Genomic DNA, 19,117 nt, shown 5'->3' on the forward strand with positions numbered 1-19,117 from the left:
GGCTCCAGCCTCGCGCGCGTGGCGCCCTCCCGCTGGCGGGATTCGGCCGCGGGCCCGCGACCCGGAGTGCACCGATGGCGAACGGGACTGCACGCGGGGGCAATGCCCGTCGCCGTCACCGGCCATAGCGTGGTGGCCGACGAGCCGAGGGGGATGTGCGGTGAGCGTCGTCGCGAGGATTTCCACCGTCCTGGGCCTGGTGGCCGTGCTCGGCGTGGTCCCGATGACGCCTGCAGCCGTCCCACCGGGAGGCGGGACGGCTGCAGCGGCGACGGTCGAGGACGAGGGCTGGGCCAGGACCCGGGTCGTCGACCGCGGTCCGATCAGGAAGTGCTACCGGGAGTTCTGCGAGGCCCTGGTGTGGCTGCGTCCCGGCACCGGATTGGAGTGGAACAAGTTCGCCATCAACCCGGAGGGCAACCGCTGGTACTTCGTCCGCACGTCCTTCGGGGCGGACGGGTGGATGTACTGCGGGAACCTCAGCGCGAGCTGCTAGTCGGTCAGTGCGCGGCGGCGAACAGGCGCCTGCCGACCAGGGCGAGGATCGCCAGCAGCGCCACCGCGAACCCGATCAGCGCGGTCTGCACCGACACCAGCTGCACGGCCAGCCCGAGCCCCAGCACCGGCACGGTCAGCCCGACGTAGCCGGCCAGGAACAGCCCGGCGAGCGCCTCGCTGCGCGCCTCGGGCGTGCAGACCGACAGCACGATGCCCATGGCCGTCTTGAAGCCGGCGCCCGCGCCCGCACCCGCGACCACGCCGCCGACGAGGAACAGCGCGAGGCTCGGCAGCTGCACCGCGACCGCCACGAGCACGATCCCGGCCACCAGCGCCCCGAGGCCGAAGCGGAGCTGGTGGCGCAGCGGGGCGCGGGACACCACGATCTGGGCGATCGCCGCGGCGGCGAACACCGCGAACGACGCCACCCCGGCCAGCGCGTGCGAATCCTGGTGCAGCACACCGGCCAGGAACGCGGGCGCGAGCGAGGTGAACAGGCCGAACACCGCGAACTGCACCAGCGCCGCCGCGGCGGCCGCGAAGTAGCGGGCGCGGTCCGCGTGCGGCACCGAGACCCGCTGCGGCCGGTACGCCACGCGCCACGGCTCCACCGTCTCCGGCACCAGCGTCAACGCGAGCGCCGCGACCAGCATGAGGACCTCGAACACCAGGTACGGCAGGTGCAGCGGGGCGCCCGCGTACTGCGCCAGCAGGCCGGCGACGAGCGGGCCGAGCCCGATGCCGCCGAGGTTGGCCGCCGTGGCGACGACGTCCGCCCGCGTGCGGGCGGCGCCCGGCCGCGCGGCCATGTGCAGCTCCGCGAGGTGCGCCGTCGCCGTCGCCGTGAGCATCCCGATGCTGATGCCCGACACGAACCGCGCGACGAGCAGCGCGGGCAGCGACGTCCACTCGAGGAAGATCGTCGCCGCGAGGACGTTGACCAGCACCGCGGGAACCAGCATCCGGCGGCGCCCGACCCAGTCGGAGACGTGCCCCGCGAGGAACAGGCTCGCGAGCACACCGACCGCGTACGTGGCGAAGACGACCGTGACGGTGAACGGGCCGAAGCCTTGCTCGGCCTGGTAGAGGACGTAGAGCGGGGCGGGCGCGGCCGAGAACGCCATCGTCACCGCGAACGTGAACGCGACGATCCAGAAGCCGCGGTCGTGCGAGCGCGAGCCGTCGGTCGCGACGGCCGGTGGGCTCATCGTGGCGGAGGTGGTCACCGGGGTTCCTCTCGATCTCGTTGGTGTCCGGCATCCACTCTCCGTGCTGCGATCAATCACGTCCAACGAATGTTTATGCACGTTGCTATCTCTGATGTAGATTGATTGAGTGGAGCTGCGCCAACTCGCCTACTTCGTCGCCGTCGCCGAGGAGCTGAGCTTCACGAAGGCCGCCCGGCGCCTGCGCGTCGTGCAGTCCGGGGTCTCCACCGCGATCCGCGCGCTGGAGCGGGAGGTGGGCGCGCCGCTGTTCGTCCGCGACAGCAGGCACGTCCGCCTGTCCGACGCGGGCGCGGCGATGCTGCCCAACGCCCGCGCCGCCCTCGAGGCCGCCCGCGCCGCGCACGACGCGGTGCAGGCGCACCACGGCGAACTGCACGGCTCGGTCGTGGTGGGGAGCATGCTGAGCACGCCGGGGGTCGACGTGGCCGGCGTGCTCGGGCGGTTCCACCGCGCCCACCCGGCCGTGCGGGTCCGCGTCCAGCACTCGACGATGGGTTCGCGCGGACACGTCCACGCGCTGCTCGACGGCACCGTGGACCTGGCTCTCGTCGCGTTCGCCCGTCGCCCGCCGGCCGGGCTCGTCACGGAGACGTTGGCGACGGAGCCGCTGCGGCTCGTGTGCGGCCCGGACCACCGGCTCGCGGGGGCCGACGGGGTGCGCCTCGAGGACCTCACCGACGAGCACTTCGCCGAGTTCCCCGAGGGCTGGGGCACGCGCGACATCGTCGACCTCGCCTTCGACCGGAGGGGGCTCAGCAGGCGGGTGTCGCTGGAGGTCACCGACTACGCCACCGCGGCGGCGCTGATCCGGCAGGGCCATGTGCTCGCGTTCCTCCCCGAGAGCGCCTTCGACGAGGACTCCGGCCTGGTCGTGGTGCCGGTCGAGGGGGACCAACCGACGTGGAGCGTCACGCTCGCCACGTCGGCGACCCGCCCGCTGCCGCGGCCCGCGCTGGTGCTGATGTCGGAGCTGCGGCGGGCGGTGCATGATCGCGAAGCGGCCCCTTGACCAGCGCGCGGACGGGCGGGCGCGATGATGGCTCCATGCTCCCCGGACCCCGCAACTGCTTGACCGACGTCCCCGGCCTGCGGGTCGGCCACGCCTCGATCGAGGGGCCCGGCGCCCTCAGCGGCACGACGGTGGTGCTCGCCCCCGACGGCGGCGCGGTGGCGGGCGCGGACGTGCGGGGCGCGGCGCCCGGGACGCGCGAGACCGACCTCCTGCACCCGGGCGCGACCGTCCAGCGCGTGCACGCCGTCGTCCTCTCCGGCGGCAGCGCCTACGGGCTCGCGGCCGCGGGCGGCGTGATGGCCCGGCTGGAGGAGGCGGGGGTCGGGTTCCCCGTGCCGGGCGGCGTCGTGCCGATCGTGCCGGGCGCCGTCGTGTTCGACCTCGGCCGCGGCGGCGCGTTCACCGCCCGGCCGGACGCGGCCACCGGCGCCGCGGCCTACGACGCGGCGAGCGACGGGCCGGTCCCGCAGGGCGTGGTCGGCGCCGGCACGGGCGCCGTGGCCGGCGGGCTCAAGGGCGGCGTGGGCACGGCCAGCGCGGTGCTCGACGACGGTGCCACCGTGGCCGCGCTCGCGGTCGCGAACGCGGCCGGCTCCCCGGTCGACCCGGCCACGGGCGAGCTGCTCGGGGCGCGGGCCGGCCTGCCCGGCGAGTTCCCGCGCTTCGAGGTCGGGCCCGCCGCGCTGGAGGAGCTGCGCTCCGCACCGCTCGCGCCCGCGCTCGGCGTCGCGACCACGCTCGCGGTCGTCGCCACCGACGTCACGCTCGACAAGGCCGGGTGCGGCCGGCTCGCGACGATGGGCCACGACGGGCTGGCCCGCGCGATCTCGCCCGCCCACACCGCGACCGACGGCGACGCGGTCTTCGCGCTGTCCACCACGGCCCGGCCCGCCCCGGACCTGCGCGGGCTCGTCGCGCTGCACGCCGCGGCCGCCGACGTCGTCAGCCGGGCGATCGCGCACGCGCTCCTCGCGGCCGAGACGGTGCGGACGCCCGCCCGCACGTGGCGCAGCTACCGCGACGTGGTCGGGGCCGCGGGCTGACCCGTCAGGCGACTCGGCTCAGGTACCGGTCCAGGCTGCGCATCACGTGGCTGCGCCAGCCACCGCCCATGATCGAGCGGGACAGCTGCTGGATCGGGTCGTCCGGGTCGAACCCGCTGTGCTCGAGGAACAGCCGCGTCCCGCGGCCCTCGGGCTCGAGCGTCCACGTCACCGTCGAGTTCAGCCCGTCGGGCCGCTCGGCGTCGGTCCAGGTGTAGCGCAGCAGCCGCTCCGGCTCCACGGCCAGCACCTCCCCCGCGACCACGCCGCTGAAGCGGGTGGCCTCCAGCGGTTTCGCGCGGAAGGTGAAGCGGTGGCCGACGACGGGCGCGAAGTCGGTGGGCATGAACCACACGGCGAGCAGCTCGGGGTCGACGAGCGCCCGCCAGACCCGGGGCGGTGGGTGGGCGAGGAACTGGTCGACGTGGATGGTGGTGAGGTCGGTGCCGGTCATGGGTGGGCATCCCGGTCGGCGTCGAGGAGCTCGCCGAGCGCGCGGATCTTGTCCCGCCAGAACCGCTCGTAGGGCAGCAGCCACTCCTGCAGGTCGCGCAGCGGGCCGGGCTCGACGGCGTAGAGGCGCTGCCTGCCCTGCCGCGTCTCGCTGACCAGGCCGGCCTCCCGGAGCACCTTGAGGTGTTCCGACACGCTCGGGCGGGTCATGTCGAACCGGTCGGCGATGTCCTGGACCGGGCGCGGCCCCTCCAGCAGCAGGTCGAGCACGTCGCGCCGGGTGGGGTTGGCCAGCGCGGAGAACACCCGGTCGGCGGGCGAGGACTTGGGACGCTGCGGCATCGCCGCACACTTCATCATCACGGCCGCGGCGGGGGCAACCGGGTCACCGGGCCGCGGTCAGCACGAAGCCGTTGCCGTCCGGGTCGGCGAACGTCGCCTGCCTGCCCCACGGCATCTCCGTCGGGCCGTCCACGGCCACCCCGGCCGCGACGAGCGCCGCGCAGTCGGCGTCGAGGTCGTCGGACTCGAGGATGATCCCGTCCCCCGCACCCGGACTCGTCCCGGGGAACGGCCGGTGCAGCACGACCGCGGTGCCGCCCTTCGGCGGGACGACCTCGAGCCACCGGTTCTCACCGACGGCCTGGTCGGTGCGCACGTCGAAGCCGAGCCGGTCGACGTAGAAGGCCTTGGCCCGCTCCTGGTCGGACACGAACAGGGTCATCGTCCGGATCTGGGTGATCGCCATGTGGCGACAATAGGTAGGAAATCTCCTACTAGTCAAGGGTAGGAAGTTTCCTACCTGTCATCCGCCTGCGAACGGGGGCAGGACGTCGAGCGTGGCGCCCGCCGGGACGGTCGCGGAGTGGTCGCGCACGGCGACCTCGTCGAGCAGGTAGCTGCAGCGGTCGAGCACCCTGGACAGCTCGGCGCCGTGCCGCTCCCTGATGGCCGCGATCGCGTCGGCCACCGTGGCGCCCTCCGGCAGCTCGAGCGGCTCGGTCTCGACGCCGGCCGCCGCGCGCGCGGCGGCGAAGTAGCGGATCGTGACGGTTGCGGTGGTCGTGCCCATCTCACCCGCCGATCGCGCTCATCGGGCGATCGGGTTGCAGGAAGCCCGGGTCGTCGATCCCGTGCCCGGCCGCCTTGCCCCACATCGCGTACCGCCAGGTGTCGGCGATCTCCTCGTCCGAGGCGCCGCCGCGCACCAGCGCGCGCAGGTCGGTCTCGGTGCGGGCGAACAGGCACGACCGGACCTGGCCGTCGGCGGTGAGCCGGGTGCGGTCGCAGCTGCCGCAGAACGGGCGGGTGACCGAGGCGATCACGCCGACCACGGCGGGCCCGCCGTCCACCAGCCAGCGCTCGGCGGGCGCCCCGCCGCGTTCGGCGGGGTCAGGGGTGAGCGTGAAGGCCTCCTGCAGCCGCTCCATCACCTCGCCCGCGGTGATCATCTCCGACCGCTGCCAGCCGTGCTGGGCGTCGAGCGGCATCTGCTCGATGAAGCGCAGCTCGTAGCCGTGTTCGAGGGCGAACCGCAGGAGCGGGACGGCCTCGTCGTCGTTCACGCCGCGCAGCAGCACGGTGTTGATCTTGATGGGGTCGAGACCGGCCGCGCGCGCGGCGGCGAGGCCGTCCAGCACGTCGTCGAGCCGGTCGCGGCGCGTGATCGTGGCGAACCGGTCCGGCCGCAGCGTGTCCAGCGAGACGTTGAGCCGGTTCACGCCCGCCGCGGCGAGCGCCTCGGCCCGGCGGGCGAGGCCGATGCCGTTGGTGGTGAGCGAGATGTCCGGGCGCGGCTCCAGCTCGGCCGACGCGGCGATGATGTTCTCCAGCCCGCGCCGCAGCAGCGGCTCGCCGCCGGTGAACCGCAGCTCGTGGACGCCGAGGTCGCGCACCGCGATCGTGATGAGGCGGACCAGCTCCTCGTCGGTGAGCTGCTCGTCGCGCGGCATCCAGTCCAGCCCCTCGGCCGGCATGCAGTAGGTGCAGCGCAGGTTGCAGCGGTCGGTGAGGGAGATCCGCAGGTCGGTGGCGACGCGACCGAACGTGTCGATGAGCCGCGGGTCGGCGGGGCGCGCCGGATCGCGGGGGGTCGAACCCCGCACCGCCGGGAATCCGAGCTCGGTTGCCGTCACACCACGAGCGTAATAGCCCGGAACGGGGCGTGTCGGCACCGTTGATCACGGGGCGGTTCGGCTTCCGCATCTGCGCGGGGAAGTGTCGAAGGGCGCCGCAGATGCTGATCGTCGGGCTGTCCGAAAAGATGGGTGGATCACACCCGGAGCGCGCGACTCGCCCGCACCGAGAGCGCGACTCGCCGGGCCCCCGCGAGTCGCGCTCTGGATGCCCGCGAGTCGCGGTCTCGCTGTGCGCGAGTCGCGCTCCGGGTGTGGGCCTCACTCGTGGCGGGCCAGCTCCTGGCGGGCGACCGTGCGCAGGTGGACCTCGTCGGGCCCGTCGGCGAAGCGCAGGGCGCGGGCCCAGACGTAGAACGAGGCCAGCGGGAAGTCGTCGCTCATCGCCGCGCCGCCGTGCACCTGCATGGCCCGGTCGATCACCGTGCAGGCCATGCGGGGGCAGAGCGCCTTGATCGCGGCGATCTCGGTGGCGGCGCCCTTGGAGCCGTACCGGTCGATGAGCCACGCCGTCTTGAGCACGAGCAGCCGGGCCTGCTCGACCTCGATCCGCGAGAGCGCGATCTGCTCGCGCACCACGCCCTGGTCGGCGAGCGGGCGCCCGAACGCGGTGCGGGAGCGGGCGCGGCGGACCATGAGGTCGATCGCGCGCTCGGCCATCCCGATCAGCCGCATGCAGTGGTGGATGCGCCCCGGACCGAGGCGGGCCTGGGCGATCGCGAACCCGCCGCCCTCCTCGCCGAGCAGGTTCTCCACCGGCACGCGCACGTCGTGGAACTCCAGCTCGGAGTGCCCGTGCTGGTCCTGGTAGCCGAACGTGGGCAGGTGCCGCTTGATCTCCAAGCCCGGGGTGTCGCGCGGCACCAGCACCATCGACTGCTGGCGGTGCCTGGGCGCGTCCGGGTCGGTCTTGCCCATGACGATGAAGATCTTGCAGCGCGGGTCGGCGCTGCCGGAGATCCACCACTTGCGCCCGGTGATCACGTACTCGTCGCCCTCACGGCGGATGCGGGTCTGGATGTTCGTCGCGTCCGACGAGGCGACGTCGGGCTCGGTCATGGCGAACGCCGAGCGGATCTCACCCTCGAGCAGGGGCTCCAGCCACCGCTGCTTCTGCTCGGGCGTGCCGAACAGCTGCAGGGTCTCCATGTTGCCGGTGTCCGGGGCCTGGCAGTTGATGGCCTCCGGCGCGATCGTCGGCGACCAGCCGGAGACCTCGGCGATGGGGGCGTACTCGACGTTGGACAGCCCGGAGACGCTCGGCAGGAACAGGTTCCACAACCCGCGGGCGCGGGCCTCCTTCTTCAGCTCCTCGACCACCGGCGGCAGGTCCCACTCCTGCGGGGTGCCCCGGCGCTCGGCGCGGAACGCCTCGTACTCGGCCTCGGCGGGGATGATCCTCTCGTCGAGGAACTCGCGCATCCGCCTCGTGTAGTCGGCAGCCACGGTGCTGGGTTCGAAGTCCACGACCAGAACCCAACCACAGACGACCCGTCCTGGCTGAAGTCGCATCCGCGGACCTATTGTCGGGTTCGTGCCGCAATTCAGGATCGCCGAGGCCGCCCGGCTGCTCGGCGTCAGTGATGACACCGTGCGCCGCTGGGTCGACGCGGGGGCGCTGCCCGTGCAGGTCGACGCGTCGAACCGCAAGGTGATCGACGGTGCCGCGCTCGCCGCGTTCGCCCGCGACCACGCGGCCGCGCCGCCCGACCCGTCCGACGTGCGCAGCTCGGCGCGCAACCGGCTGGTCGGCCTGGTCACGTCGGTGGTGGCGGACCGGGTGATGGCGCAGGTCGAGATGCAGTGCGGGCCGCACCGGATCGTCTCGCTGATGTCGAGCGAGGCGGTCAGGGAGATGGGCCTCGAGCCCGGCGCGCTCGCGGTCGCGGTGATCAAGTCGACCACGGTGGTCGTCGAGACCCCGGGGGCGAGCTCGTGAGGTGGGCGGCCGCGGCGGTGGCAGCGCTGCTGCTCGCGGCCTGCTCCGGCGCGGGCGGCGGTGGTGCCGCCGCGGGGCAACCCGAGCCGCGGACGCTCACGGTCTTCGCCGCCGCGTCGCTCACGGAGGCGTTCGGCGAGCTCGAGACCCGGTTCGAGGAGGTCCACCCGGGCGTCGACGTCGTGTTCGGCTTCGGCGCGTCCTCCGACCTCGCCCAGCAGGTCGTCCACGGCGCCCCGGCCGAGGTGCTCGCCACCGCCGACCCCGCCACGATGCGGACCGTCGCGGACGCCGGGCTCGTCGACGGGGAGCCGGTGGTGTTCGCCACGAACGTCCTGCAGATCGCCACCCCGTCCGGCAACCCCGCCGGCATCGCGTCCTTCGCCGACCTCGCCCGTCCCGGCCTGCAGGTCGTCGTCTGCGCCCCCCAGGTGCCGTGCGGGGCGGCCGCCGAGCGGGTGGAACGGGCCACCGGCGTGGCGCTGGACCCGGTGAGCGAGGAGCCGGACGTCGAGTCGGTGCTCGGCAAGGTCGTCACCCGCGACGCCGACGCCGGCCTGGTCTACGCCAGCGACGTGCGCGCCGCCGGGGACGACGTGGCGGGCATCGCGTTCTGCGAGGCGGACCTGGCCCGCACCGAGTACCCGATCGCGGTGATCGCCGACGTGCCCGACGCCGACCTCGCCCGCGCGTTCCGGTCGCTCGTCACCGGGCCCTCGGGGCGGGCGGTGCTCGGTTCGGCGGGCTTCGGGCGCCCGTGACCCGGCAGGCGGCCCCCCGCACCGACGACCACGACACGGGCGTCGGCCTGCCGCGGCTGCTCTGGGTGCCGGCGGCGCTCGCGTTCGCGCTGATCGCGCTGCCGGTCGTCGGCCTCGCGGTGCGCGCGGACTGGCCGCGCCTGCCCGAGCTGCTGCTCAGCGAGTCGGCGCTCGACGCGCTGCGCCTGTCGCTGCTCACGGCCGCGATCTCGACGACGCTGTGCGTCCTGTTCGGGGGCCCGCTCGCGGTGGTGCTCGCGCGGGGCCGGGTGCGCGGCCTGCGGGTGCTGCGCTCGGTGGTGCTGCTGCCGCTGGTGCTGCCGCCGGTGGTCGGCGGCCTCGCGCTGCTGTTCCTGCTGGGACGCACCGGGTTCGTCGGGCGTTCGCTCTACCTCGCGTTCGGGATCACCGTGCCGTTCACGACGGCGGCCGTGGTGCTGGCGCAGACGTTCGTGGCGATGCCGTTCCTGGTGGTCAGCCTCGAGGGGACGCTGCGCACCGCGGGGCGGCGCTACGAGGCGGTCGCGGCCACGCTCGGCGCCGCGCCCTGGCTCGCCTTCCGCCGCGTCACGGTGCCGCTGGTGCTGCCGGGCCTGGCGTCGGGGGCGGTGCTGGCGTTCGCCCGGTGCCTCGGCGAGTTCGGCGCCACGATCGCGTTCGCGGGCAGCCTGCAGGGCACCACCCGCACGCTTCCACTGCTGGTCTACCTGGAGCGCGAGAGCGACGTGGACGCGGCGGTGGCGCTGTCGCTGCTGCTCGTCGTGGTCGCGGTCGTGGTGATCGCGGTCGCCCGCCCCCGCACCGTGGAGGGCCTGCGGTGACCGCGCTCGACGCGCACGTCGTCGTCCGGCGCCCGGCGTTCACCCTCGACGTGGAACTCCAGGCGGCGTCGGGCGAGGTGCTCGCCGTGCTCGGGCCGAACGGGGCGGGCAAATCGACGCTGCTCGGGGTGCTGGCCGGGCTGGTGCGCCCGGACGAGGGCCACGTCCGGCTCGGGGACACCACCGTCGCCGACCCGGCCGCCGGGCTGCACGTGCCCCCGCACCGGCGCGGGGTCGGGCTGCTCGCGCAGGAGCCGCTGCTGTTCCCGCACCTTTCCGCGCTGGGCAACGTCGCGTTCGGCCCGCGGGCCGCGGGCGTGCCCCGGCGGGAGGCCGAGCGGCGGGCGCGGGAGCTGCTCGCCGCCGTGGACGCCGCCGAGCTCGCCGACCGCCGCCCGGCCCGGATGTCGGGCGGGCAGCAGCAGCGGGTCGCCCTCGCCCGCGCGCTCGCACCCGGACCGGACCTGCTGCTGCTCGACGAGCCGCTCGCCGCGCTGGACGTCGACGCCGCCCCCGCCATGCGCTCGCTGCTGCGCCGCGTGGTGCGCGCGGCCGGCCAGACCGCGGTGCTGGTCACCCACTCCGCCCTCGACGCGCTCGTGCTGTCGGATCGGGTCGTCGTGCTCACCGCGGGCCGGGTCGTCGAGGAGGGACCCACCCGGGAGGTGCTCGCCCGCCCGCGCAGCCCGTTCACCGCGCGGATCGCGGGTCTCGACCTCGTGCCCGGCACCGCGTGCCCCGAGGGCCTGCTGGCCCCCGACGGCACCGTCGTCGCGGGCCGGGACGGCGGCCTCGCCGAGGGTGAGCCCGCGGTCGCGGTGTTCCCGCCCTCGGCCGTCGCGGTGTTCGCGGAGCGGCCGCACGGCAGCCCGCGCAACGTGGTGCCGGTGCGGGTGGCCGCGGTCGAGCCGCACGGGGACGTCGTGCGGCTGCGGGCCGCCGCGGTGCCCGACGGGCCGCCGTGGGCGGAGGGCCTCGCCGCCGACGTCACCCCGGCCGCCGTGGCCGAGCTGGGCGCCGAGCCCGGTGCGCGGGTGTGGTTCGCGGTGAAGGCGACCGAGGTGGCCATCCACGCGGCCGGGGTCGGGGCACCGGAGGCGGACTCCACCCGCTCGTGAGCGGGGACGGGCACCGCCTGCACCCGTACCCCACACCGGGGGCGCCGGAACGCTCCGTCACCCCATCGGTGCTCATCCGTCACACCAGCCACGATCGTGTCTCTGTTCCCACCCGTACCAGGACCGTAGCGTCGCTGATCGTGACGCGGTCCCTCCTGCGCATCGGCGCCCCCGTGGCGCTCGTGCTGCAGCTGGCTGTCGCGGTCGTCCTGCCCGGCACCGCGCACGCCGGCGAGGACCTCGGCGAGCCCGTGCCGTACGTGGTGCACGCCCGTTCGGCCGCCGACGCGAACGCCGCCGCGGCCGCGGTCGGGGTGCGGCCGACCCGGGCGTTCGGGCACGCCTTCGCCGGCTTCGCGGCGCCGATGAACCGCGCCCAGGTCGCCCGGCTGAAGGCGCGGGACGGGGTGCTGGGGGTGGAGGAGGACCGGCGCGTGGTCCCGCTCGACCCCGGCCGCAGGCGGGAGATGGCCGAGGGCCTGCAGCCCGACCCGCCGAACTGGGGCCTCGACCGCATCGACCAGCGCACGCTGCCGCTCGACCACCGGTACACGACGAACGCGACGGGCGAGGGCGTCACGATCTACGTGCTGGACACCGGCGTCGACGTGACCCACCCGCAGTTCGAGGGGCGGGCCGCCTGGGCGCTGAACACCGTGGACACCGACGACCGCGACTGCGACGGGCACGGCACCGTCGTCGCGGGCATCGCCGCGTCCCGCGACTTCGGCGTGGCGAAGAAGGCGCAGGTCCGGGCGGTCAAGGTGCTCGACTGCAACGGCGCGGGGACGCTGTCGTCGCTGCTGGCGGGCGTCGACCACGTCGCCACCACCGCGCAGGGGCCCTCGGTCGCGGTCATGTCGTGGAGCTACGGGCCGTCGGAGGTGCTGCTCTCCGCGGTGGCGGGGCTCGTCGACAAGGGGGTGTTCGTCGCGTCGTCGGCGGGCAACTCCGGCGCCGACGACTGCACGGTGGCGCCCCGCGCGTTCCCCGGCGTGCTCGTCGTCGCCAACTCCACGATCGACGACCAGCGCGCCACCAGCTCGTCCACCGGCCCCTGCGTGGACCTCTACGCGCCCGGCACGCACATCCGCTCGACGGTGCCGGGCGGCGGGGTCGCCTCCTACACGGGCACGTCGATGGCCGCGCCGCACGCGGCCGGCGTGGCGGCGCTCTACAAGCAGACCTTCGGCGACGCGCCGAGCGCCGCGGTCGAGAAGTGGATCATCGACAACGCGACGCCCGGCGTCGTCCGCGGCGGCGGGATCGGCGGCACGCCCAACCGGCTGCTCAACACCGGCGGGTTGTGAGCGGCGCCCGCGATCAGGCCGGCTCGAGCACCTCGAAGCCCGCGTACGGGACGAGCGCCTCCGGCAGGCGTACCGAGCCGTCGGCCTGCTGGCCCTGCTCGAGCACCGCGACGAGCGTGCGCCCGATCGGCAGCCCGGAGCCGTTCAGGGTGGCGGCGAAGCCCCGCTTGCCGTCCTTCGACTTCGTGCGGATGCCGGCGCGGCGGGCCTGGAACGTGCCGAAGTCCGACACCGAGCTGATCTCCCGGTAGGCGTTCTGGCCCGGCAGCCACACCTCGATGTCGTAGGTGAACTCCGCCGAGAACCCGATGTCGCCCGCGGCGAGCTTCACCACGCGGTAGGCCAGGCCGAGGCCCTGCATCGCCGCCTCGGCGTGCCCGAGCAGCACCTCCAGCTCCTCGCGGGAGCGCTCGGCGTCGACGATGCGCACGAGCTCGACCTTGGAGAACTCGTGCAGCCGGATCAGCCCGCGCGTGTCCTTGCCGTACGAGCCCGCCTCGGAGCGGAAGCAGGGCGTGTGGGCGGTGTAGGCCAGCGGCAGCTGCTCGAGGTCGAGCGTCTCCTTCGCGTGCAGGTTGGTGAGCGGCACCTCGGCGGTGGGGATGAGGAAGAGCTCGCGGTCGCCGACGCCGGTCTTGAACAGATCCTGCTCGAACTTCGGCAGCTGGCCGGTTCCCGTCATCGTGACGCGGTTGACGAGCGTGGGCACCGAGAACTCGGTGTAGCCGTGCTGTGCGGTGTGCAGGTCGAGCAGGTAGCGGGCGATCGCCCGCTCCAGGGCGGCGCCCTTGCCGCGCAGCACCGCGAACCGGGGCCCGGACAGCTTCGTGGCCCGCGGCAGGTCGAGGATGCCGAGCCGCTCGCCGAGGTCGACGTGGTCGAGCGGGGTGAAGTCGAACTCCGGGCGCTCGCCCCAGCGGCGCACCTCCTCGGCGTCCTCGTCGCTCGCGCCGTCGGGCAGCTCGTCGGCGGGCAGGTTGGGGATGCCGAGCAGGAGCTCCTGCAGCTCGGCCTCCGCCGCCCGGTGCTCCTCCTCGGCGGCCGACACGACCGCCTTGAGCTCCCGGGCCCGGGCGACCAGCGCCTCGCGCTCCTCGGGCGCGGCGCCCTTCACGGCGTTCGCGACCCGCTTCGACTCGGCCCGCGCCTCGTCGCCGCGCTGGATGGCGGAGTTGCGGGCGGCCAGCAGCTTCTCCAGGGACGCCGTGTCCAGCGTGTAGCCCCGCCGGGCGAGCTTGCGGACGGCGTCGGTGGCAGGGTCGAGAAGCACCCGCGGATCGTGCATCTTCCGAGGGTATCGGCACCCCGCGACGGGGTTTCCTCCCCATCCGGAGGTGGCGGTCGTCCGCTGGGCGTCGCAGGATGAGCGCGCGATACCTGCCGCCGATGATGTCGAAAGGACCGATCGCCGTGTCAGCTGCCGCTGCGCCCGCCCTTCCGTCGTACGCCTCCGGGACGTCCGACGTCCCGCTGCTCGGCGACACCATCGGGGACAACTTCGACCGCATGGCGGCCGCCCAGCCGGACGCCGAGGCCATGGTCGACGTGCCGAGCGGGAGGCGCTGGACCTACGGGCGGATGCGCGAGGACGTCGACACGCTCGCGCTCGGCCTGCACGCGGCCGGGGTGGCGAAGGGCGACCGGATCGGCATCTGGGCGCCGAACCTCCCCGAGTGGACCCTCGTGCAGTACGCCACGGCCAAGCTCGGGGCGATCCTGGTCAACATCAACCCGGCCTACCGCACCCACGAGCTCGAGTACGTGCTCAACCAGGCCGGGATCTCGATGCTCATCGCCACGCCGAGCTTCAAGACCTCCGACTACGAGGCGATGATCAAACAGGTCCGGCCGAACTGCCCCGCGCTGCGGCAGGTGATCCTCATCGGCCGCCCCAACTGGGACGAGCTCGTGGAGGACGGCCGCCGCGGCGACCGGGCCGAGCTCGCGCGGCTGCAGGCGGCGCTCTCGCCCGACGACCCGATCAACATCCAGTACACGTCCGGGACCACGGGGTTCCCGAAGGGCGCCACGCTGTCCCACCACAACATCCTCAACAACGGCTACTTCGTGGGACGGCTGTGCGGCTACACGCCGCAGGACCGGGTGTGCATCCCGGTGCCCTTCTACCACTGCTTCGGCATGGTGATGGGCAACCTCGGCGCCACCACCAACGGCTCGACCATGGTGATCCCCGGCCCCGGCTTCGACCCGAAGGCCACGCTGAAGGCCGTCGCCCAGGAGCGCTGCACCTCGCTCTACGGGGTGCCGACGATGTTCATCGCGGAGCTGAACGACCCCGACTTCGACTCCTTCGACCTCTCGTCGCTGCGCACCGGCATCATGGCCGGCTCGCCCTGCCCGGTGGAGGTGATGAAGCAGGTCGTGGACCGGATGGGGATGACCGAGGTGACGATCTGCTACGGCATGACCGAGACGTCACCGGTCTCCACCCAGACCCGGGCCGACGACTCGCTCGAGCGGCGCGTGTCCACGGTCGGGCGGGTGCACCCGCACGTCGAGGTGAAGATCATCGACCCGGAGACCGGCCTGACCGTGCCCCGCGGGACGCCCGGGGAGCTGTGCACCCGCGGCTACTCGGTGATGCTCGGCTACTGGGAGCAGCCGGACAAGACGGCCGAGGTGATCGACAAGGCCCGCTGGATGCACACCGGCGACCTGGGCGTGATGGACGACGAGGGCTACGTCAACATCACCGGCCGGATCAAGGACATGGTGATCCGGGGCGGGGAGAACATCTACCCGCGCGAGATCGAGGAGTTCCTCTACACGCACCCGGACATCGTCGACGCGCAGGTCGTCGGGGTGCCCGACGAGCGCTACGGCGAGGAGCTGTGCGCGTGGGTGACGCTGCGCGAGGGCGCGCCGGAGCTCACGGCCGAGGCGCTGCGCGAGTTCGCCACCGGCAAGCTCGCCCACTACAAGATCCCGAAGTACGTGCTGGTGGTCGACTCGTTCCCGATGACGGTCACCGGCAAGGTGCGGAAGGTGGAGATGCGCCAGAAGAGCATCGAGATGCTCGACCTGCAGGAGGCGGCGAGGATCCGCAACGCCTGAGCGGGGGCTGGACCAGCGCCTTCCGGTGTACCGCGCCGACGGAGGGCGGGGTGCGGGCAGCGTGCCGGTGGTGCGGATGCGACTGGTGAGAATTGGACGGGTGCGCGCGCCCCGTCGCTCGGACTAGTGTGGTGGTACGCGTCCCGGTGTCGCTCGATGGGCCGACCAAGTGGCGGTCACGGCATCTCGGGGCGCGTTCGTCATGCGGTCCCGGCTGGGGGCCGCATGACGTCGGGTTCGATCGAGGAACGGGTGAGCAGGGGTGCCGACCGGCAGGGTCAAGTGGTACGACGCCGAAAAGGGCTTCGGGTTCCTCGCTCAGGACGGCGGCGAGGACGTCTACGTTCGCAAGGCCGCGCTGCCGGCCGGGGTGCAGGCGCTCAAGGCGGGCCAGCGCGTCGAGTTCGGGATGGCCGAGGGCAGGCGCGGACCGCAGGCGCTGTCGGTGCGGATCGTGGACAAGCCGCCGTCCGTGGTCGAGGCCACCCGACGACCGGCCGAGGACCTGCACAGCCTGATCGAGGACATGATCCGGCTGCTCGAGACGAAGGTCCAGCCCGACCTGCGCCGCGGCCGCTACCCGGACCGCCGCACGTGCAAGCTCGCCGCCGACGTGGTGCGCGCGGTCGCGCGCGACCTCGACGGCTAGCGGGGCGGCCCCTCACTCCGCGTTCAGCACCCAGCTCGCCCGGATGGGGAACTCCAGTTCCCCGGTGTCCGGATTCGGCTGCGGTGGTGGGCCGTACTGCTGCACCTCGGCGGTGATCAACCGTGCCTCCGGCGCGCTCAGCTGCAACGTCCAGTCGCTGCGCGCGCCGGGGGCGAACACCGGGCTGCGCTCGTCGATCGGGGTGCCCTCGGCATCCGTGTAGCTGAAGACGACCTGCCAGGGCGTCTGCGCGATCTCCGGTGGCACCGCGACCTGCAGGGGGGTGCCCGGCGGCACGGGGAGGCGCACCGGCGCGGCGACGTCGGTGACGCACTCGGTGAGCTCGAGGTCGCAGTACTGCGCCGGGCGGGCGACGGTGCCGGCCGCGCCGGCCGTGAACGTCACCTCGGGCGGCGGTGGCGGTTCCTGCGCCCCGCAGCCGGCCAGGAGCAGCGCGGCGACGGGGGCGGCGAGCAGGCGGCGCGGCACGCGACCACCGTACGCAAGGCGGGCTACCCGGCCTGCGGTGCCCGGTGCCCGAGGAACGGCAGCAGGCTGCGCCCGCGGGCGACGAGCGCCGACTGCACCCCGGCGAGCGCGATGACGGTCGCGATCACGGCGAAGCCGAGCCAGAACGTGTCGTGCGGCAGCAGCACGCCGATGGCGCCGCCGAGCACCCACGCCAGGGCGAGCACGGTCTCCGACCGCCCGAACGCCGAGGCCCGCGACTCCTCGGGGAGGTCGCGCTGGATCACCGCGTCGAGGCAGACCTTCGCGAGCGCGCTGGCCGCGGCGCCGATGAGGCCGACCAGCGCCGCGGTGGCGATGCCCGGCAGCAGGGCCGCCACGGTGCTCACCACCACGGCGGCGGTGACGCACGACATGATCACAGCGTCGGAGCGGAGGAACTGCCGCCGGGAGCCGACCGCGTTGCCGGTGAACGAGCCGAGGCCGGCCGCGGCCCCGACGAGGCCGATGAGGAAGACCTGCCACGCCGGGTCGGTCTCCGACTGCTCGCGCACCACGAACGCCACGTAGAGGGTGAGGAACCCGGTGAGCACCCGCACCGCGCCGTTGCCCCACAGCGCGACGGTGACGCGGCGGCCCATCGGGGTGCGCCTGCCCCGCGCCGTGGTGCGCAGCGTGGCCGCGACCTCGCCGGCCGTGGACTCGACCCAGCGCGGGATCCGCAGGCACAGCACGGTGCCCGCCACGCCGAGCACGGCCGTGAAGAACAGCGCGCCCGGCGAGTCCCACAGCCAGGCCACCCCGGCCGCCACCGCGCCGGCGACCCCGCCCGCGACCAGCCCGAACGTGGTGAGGCGGGAGTTGGTGGTGACGAGCGTGATGGCGCTGGGCAGCACGCGCGGCGTGACGGCCGCCTTGAGCACCGCGAACGACTTGCTCAGCACCATCGCGCCCAGCGCGGCCGGGTAGAGCAGCCAGTTCTCGTAGTTGAAGGCCATCACGACCGCGAGCGCCGCCCGCCCGAAGCACGAGACGGCGAGCGCGGCGCGCCGCCCGCGCTGCAGCCGGTCGAGCATCGGCCCGATCACCGGCGCCACCACCGCGAACGGGGCGACCGTGATGATCAGGTAGAGCGCGACGTTGGTCTTGCTCTCCGCCGTGGCGGCGGCGAAGAACAGCGTGTTGGCCAGCGCGACCGCCACCGCGGCGTCGATCGCGTAGCTCATCATCGTGGCGTAGGTGAGCGCCGCGAGGCCGGAGCGGTCCGCCCCGTCGGCCGTGGTGGCGCGGCGGAACGCCCGGATGCCGCCCTCGGTCAGCTCGCGGCTGCGCAGCGCGGCGACGCGGGTGACGGTGAGCTTGCGCGGCATCCGCCGGGTGGTCGGCGGCTCCGGTGGCTCCGGTGGCTGCCGTGGGGGCGGCGCCGGTTCGGGCTCCGCGGCGGCCGCCGCAGGCGGGGGCGTCCAGGTGCGCGGCGGGGGCGTGCGGCGGTGGGCGGCCGGGTCGTAGTCCGGGTCGTCGTGCCACGGATAGCGCCTGCGCGGCACGTAGCGCCCGGTGTCGGATCGCCCGGCGTCGGATCGCACGGTGTCGGAGGGCACCTCGTCCGAGGGCACGGTGCCGGACCGCACGGTGTCGGGGCGCTCGGTGCCGGGCCGCTCGTGCGCCGCCTGCGGGCGCCCCTCGTCCACGGTGACCCACGTGCGGCGGCCGCGCAGGCCGCGACGAGGGCGGGGCGACTCGGGACGGGCCACCGCCCCATTCTGTCCCATCCGGTCGTGGGGACGGGCGCGTTCGGCGATCTATCCCGCGGGCGTGAAGCGGACCCGGAACGACGCGGGCCAGAACTTGCCGGTGAGCAGGTATTCGCCGTCCCCGACCGCGGCGATGCCGTTGAGCACGTCGGCGCCCGCGCGGCGCGTGTCGTCGAGCAGCCCGGCGGCGTCCACGACCGCCGTGACGCGGCCGTCGGCCGGGTCGATCCGCACGATCCGGTCGGTCTGCCAGATGTTCGCCCACACCTGGCCGTCGACGCACTCGAGCTCGTTGATCTCGGTGACCGGCTCGCCGTCGAGGGTGACGGCCACCGAGCCGGTCTCGGCGAACGAGACGGGGTCGTGGAAGCGCAGCCGGTCGGTGCCGTCGCTGCGCACGAGCCGGCCGCCGTCGCGGCACAGGCCCCAGCCCTCGCCGTCGATCGGCACCTGGCGCAGCAGCTCGAGGTCGGCCCGGTCCCACTCGAGCGCGATCCCGTCCTGCCAGGTCAGCTGCCAGATCCGGTCGTCGACCACGGTGATGCCCTCGCCGAAGAGCGACCCGGGCAGCGCCACCTCGCGGCGGACCTCGCCGGTCTGCGGGTCCAGCTCGCGCAGCCGGGACCGGCCGGCGAGGCCCGTGCCCTCGTACAGCCGGCCGTCCGGGGCGAGCTCGAGGCCCTGGGTGAACGCGTCGGTGTCGTGCGGGAGCTCGGCGAGCACCGTCGGCCGGAGCCGTTCGACGCCGCCGGGCCCCGCGGGTGGAGCCGCGGGCGCGGCCGCGGCGCACCCGGCGAGCGCGATGGCCAGCGCACCGAGCAGTGCACGGCCGAAGGTCATGGCGGAGAGGGT

The 19,117-nt window shown here is 74.3% G+C and carries 21 protein-coding genes; 10 read left to right on the forward strand and 11 right to left on the reverse strand.

Features of this window, described 5'->3' with window-relative positions:
- Positions 1-160 precede the first annotated feature (160 nt).
- Positions 161-496 (forward strand): hypothetical protein, encoded by a 336-nt coding sequence (locus tag VKZ81_RS08630; protein WP_324240924.1) that lies wholly within the window; start codon positions 161-163, stop codon positions 494-496.
- Between the two features lie 4 nt (positions 497-500).
- Here VKZ81_RS08630 and VKZ81_RS08635 read toward each other — a convergent pair whose 3' ends face one another.
- Positions 501-1,724, reverse strand: a complete 1,224-nt coding sequence (locus tag VKZ81_RS08635) for an MFS transporter (protein ID WP_324240925.1) — start codon at positions 1,722-1,724, stop codon at positions 501-503.
- A 109-nt stretch (positions 1,725-1,833) separates the two neighbouring features.
- Here VKZ81_RS08635 and VKZ81_RS08640 point away from each other — a divergent pair, with 109 nt between their 5' ends.
- Entirely contained in the window at positions 1,834-2,736 is a 903-nt protein-coding gene (locus tag VKZ81_RS08640; protein ID WP_324240926.1) for a LysR family transcriptional regulator, read from the forward strand.
- Between the two features lie 35 nt (positions 2,737-2,771).
- Entirely contained in the window at positions 2,772-3,782 is a 1,011-nt protein-coding gene (locus VKZ81_RS08645) for a P1 family peptidase (RefSeq protein WP_324240927.1), read from the forward strand.
- A 4-nt stretch (positions 3,783-3,786) separates the two neighbouring features.
- On the opposite strand, the gene VKZ81_RS08650 is transcribed toward VKZ81_RS08645, so the two are convergent.
- The 6 genes from VKZ81_RS08650 to VKZ81_RS08675 all read right to left on the reverse strand — a co-directional run bounded on the left by VKZ81_RS08650 (position 3,787) and on the right by VKZ81_RS08675 (position 7,837).
- Positions 3,787-4,236 (reverse strand): SRPBCC family protein, encoded by a 450-nt coding sequence (locus VKZ81_RS08650; protein WP_324240928.1) that lies wholly within the window; start codon positions 4,234-4,236, stop codon positions 3,787-3,789.
- On the reverse strand, positions 4,233-4,577 hold the full coding sequence (locus VKZ81_RS08655) for an ArsR/SmtB family transcription factor (protein WP_324240929.1): 345 nt from the start codon (positions 4,575-4,577) through the stop codon (positions 4,233-4,235). The genes VKZ81_RS08650 and VKZ81_RS08655 overlap by 4 nt, the downstream gene beginning before the upstream one ends.
- Positions 4,578-4,620: 43 nt before the next feature.
- A complete protein-coding gene (locus tag VKZ81_RS08660; RefSeq protein ID WP_324240930.1) occupies positions 4,621-4,983 on the reverse strand; it encodes a VOC family protein in 363 nt (120 codons plus the stop codon).
- A 57-nt stretch (positions 4,984-5,040) separates the two neighbouring features.
- On the reverse strand, positions 5,041-5,307 hold the full coding sequence (locus VKZ81_RS08665; RefSeq protein ID WP_324240931.1) for a MoaD/ThiS family protein: 267 nt from the start codon (positions 5,305-5,307) through the stop codon (positions 5,041-5,043).
- Between the two features lies 1 nt (position 5,308).
- A complete protein-coding gene (moaA, locus tag VKZ81_RS08670) occupies positions 5,309-6,370 on the reverse strand; it encodes a GTP 3',8-cyclase MoaA (protein ID WP_324240932.1) in 1,062 nt (353 codons plus the stop codon).
- Positions 6,371-6,631: 261 nt separating this feature from the next.
- Positions 6,632-7,837, reverse strand: a complete 1,206-nt coding sequence (locus VKZ81_RS08675; protein ID WP_414709342.1) for an acyl-CoA dehydrogenase family protein — start codon at positions 7,835-7,837, stop codon at positions 6,632-6,634.
- Positions 7,838-7,904: 67 nt separating this feature from the next.
- Here VKZ81_RS08675 and VKZ81_RS08680 point away from each other — a divergent pair, with 67 nt between their 5' ends.
- The 5 genes from VKZ81_RS08680 to VKZ81_RS08700 all read left to right on the forward strand — a co-directional run bounded on the left by VKZ81_RS08680 (position 7,905) and on the right by VKZ81_RS08700 (position 12,319).
- Positions 7,905-8,309, forward strand: a complete 405-nt coding sequence (locus VKZ81_RS08680) for a TOBE domain-containing protein (RefSeq protein WP_324240933.1) — start codon at positions 7,905-7,907, stop codon at positions 8,307-8,309.
- Positions 8,310-8,326: 17 nt separating this feature from the next.
- Entirely contained in the window at positions 8,327-9,070 is a 744-nt protein-coding gene (modA, locus tag VKZ81_RS08685; protein ID WP_324240934.1) for a molybdate ABC transporter substrate-binding protein, read from the forward strand.
- Between the two features lie 47 nt (positions 9,071-9,117).
- Positions 9,118-9,891 carry an ABC transporter permease gene (locus VKZ81_RS08690; RefSeq protein WP_324241002.1) on the forward strand — a complete coding sequence of 258 codons (774 nt, stop codon included), beginning with the start codon at positions 9,118-9,120 and terminating at the stop codon, positions 9,889-9,891.
- Positions 9,888-11,009, forward strand: coding sequence for a sulfate/molybdate ABC transporter ATP-binding protein (locus VKZ81_RS08695; protein ID WP_324240935.1), 1,122 nt, complete (start codon positions 9,888-9,890; stop codon positions 11,007-11,009). Before VKZ81_RS08690 ends, VKZ81_RS08695 begins: the two co-directional genes overlap by 4 nt.
- A 140-nt stretch (positions 11,010-11,149) precedes the next feature.
- Positions 11,150-12,319, forward strand: a complete 1,170-nt coding sequence (locus VKZ81_RS08700; RefSeq protein ID WP_324240936.1) for a S8 family peptidase — start codon at positions 11,150-11,152, stop codon at positions 12,317-12,319.
- A gap of 13 nt (positions 12,320-12,332) precedes the next feature.
- Here the strand turns inward: VKZ81_RS08700 and serS are convergent, their stop codons facing one another.
- Entirely contained in the window at positions 12,333-13,604 is a 1,272-nt protein-coding gene (serS, locus tag VKZ81_RS08705) for a serine--tRNA ligase (RefSeq protein WP_324240937.1), read from the reverse strand.
- Between the two features lie 104 nt (positions 13,605-13,708).
- On the opposite strand from serS, the gene VKZ81_RS08710 reads away from it, so the two are divergent.
- Positions 13,709-15,394 (forward strand): AMP-binding protein, encoded by a 1,686-nt coding sequence (locus VKZ81_RS08710; protein WP_324241003.1) that lies wholly within the window; start codon positions 13,709-13,711, stop codon positions 15,392-15,394.
- A gap of 262 nt (positions 15,395-15,656) precedes the next feature.
- Positions 15,657-16,043, forward strand: a complete 387-nt coding sequence (locus tag VKZ81_RS08715; protein WP_324240938.1) for a cold-shock protein — start codon at positions 15,657-15,659, stop codon at positions 16,041-16,043.
- A 12-nt stretch (positions 16,044-16,055) separates the two neighbouring features.
- Here VKZ81_RS08715 and VKZ81_RS08720 read toward each other — a convergent pair whose 3' ends face one another.
- The 3 genes from VKZ81_RS08720 to VKZ81_RS08730 are packed head-to-tail and all read right to left on the reverse strand — an operon-like array spanning position 16,056 to position 19,105.
- Positions 16,056-16,532 (reverse strand): DUF2771 family protein, encoded by a 477-nt coding sequence (locus tag VKZ81_RS08720; protein ID WP_324240939.1) that lies wholly within the window; start codon positions 16,530-16,532, stop codon positions 16,056-16,058.
- Positions 16,533-16,555: 23 nt separating this feature from the next.
- Entirely contained in the window at positions 16,556-18,265 is a 1,710-nt protein-coding gene (locus VKZ81_RS08725; RefSeq protein WP_414709343.1) for an MFS transporter, read from the reverse strand.
- A 48-nt stretch (positions 18,266-18,313) separates the two neighbouring features.
- Complete coding sequence (locus tag VKZ81_RS08730; RefSeq protein WP_324240941.1) at positions 18,314-19,105, reverse strand: glutaminyl-peptide cyclotransferase; 792 nt, start codon at positions 19,103-19,105, stop codon at positions 18,314-18,316.
- Positions 19,106-19,117 lie beyond the last annotated feature (12 nt).

The organism is Pseudonocardia sp. (assembly GCF_035305885.1).
In the GTDB taxonomy this organism is placed as follows: domain Bacteria; phylum Actinomycetota; class Actinomycetes; order Mycobacteriales; family Pseudonocardiaceae; genus Pseudonocardia.

What these genes read in the sequence shown, in the direction of transcription:
- VKZ81_RS08645 (WP_324240927.1), top strand. Translation starts at nt 2,772, where the DNA reads ATGCTCCCCGGACCCCGCAACTGCTTGACCGACGTCCCCGGCCTGCGG.
- VKZ81_RS08650 (WP_324240928.1), bottom strand. Translation starts at nt 4,236, where the DNA reads ATGACCGGCACCGACCTCACCACCATCCACGTCGACCAGTTCCTCGCC.
- VKZ81_RS08655 (WP_324240929.1), bottom strand. Translation starts at nt 4,577, where the DNA reads ATGCCGCAGCGTCCCAAGTCCTCGCCCGCCGACCGGGTGTTCTCCGCG.
- VKZ81_RS08660 (WP_324240930.1), bottom strand. Translation starts at nt 4,983, where the DNA reads ATGGCGATCACCCAGATCCGGACGATGACCCTGTTCGTGTCCGACCAG.
- VKZ81_RS08665 (WP_324240931.1), bottom strand. Translation starts at nt 5,307, where the DNA reads ATGGGCACGACCACCGCAACCGTCACGATCCGCTACTTCGCCGCCGCG.
- serS (WP_324240937.1), bottom strand. Translation starts at nt 13,604, where the DNA reads ATGCACGATCCGCGGGTGCTTCTCGACCCTGCCACCGACGCCGTCCGC.
- VKZ81_RS08710 (WP_324241003.1), top strand. Translation starts at nt 13,709, where the DNA reads ATGTCGAAAGGACCGATCGCCGTGTCAGCTGCCGCTGCGCCCGCCCTT.
- VKZ81_RS08730 (WP_324240941.1), bottom strand. Translation starts at nt 19,105, where the DNA reads ATGACCTTCGGCCGTGCACTGCTCGGTGCGCTGGCCATCGCGCTCGCC.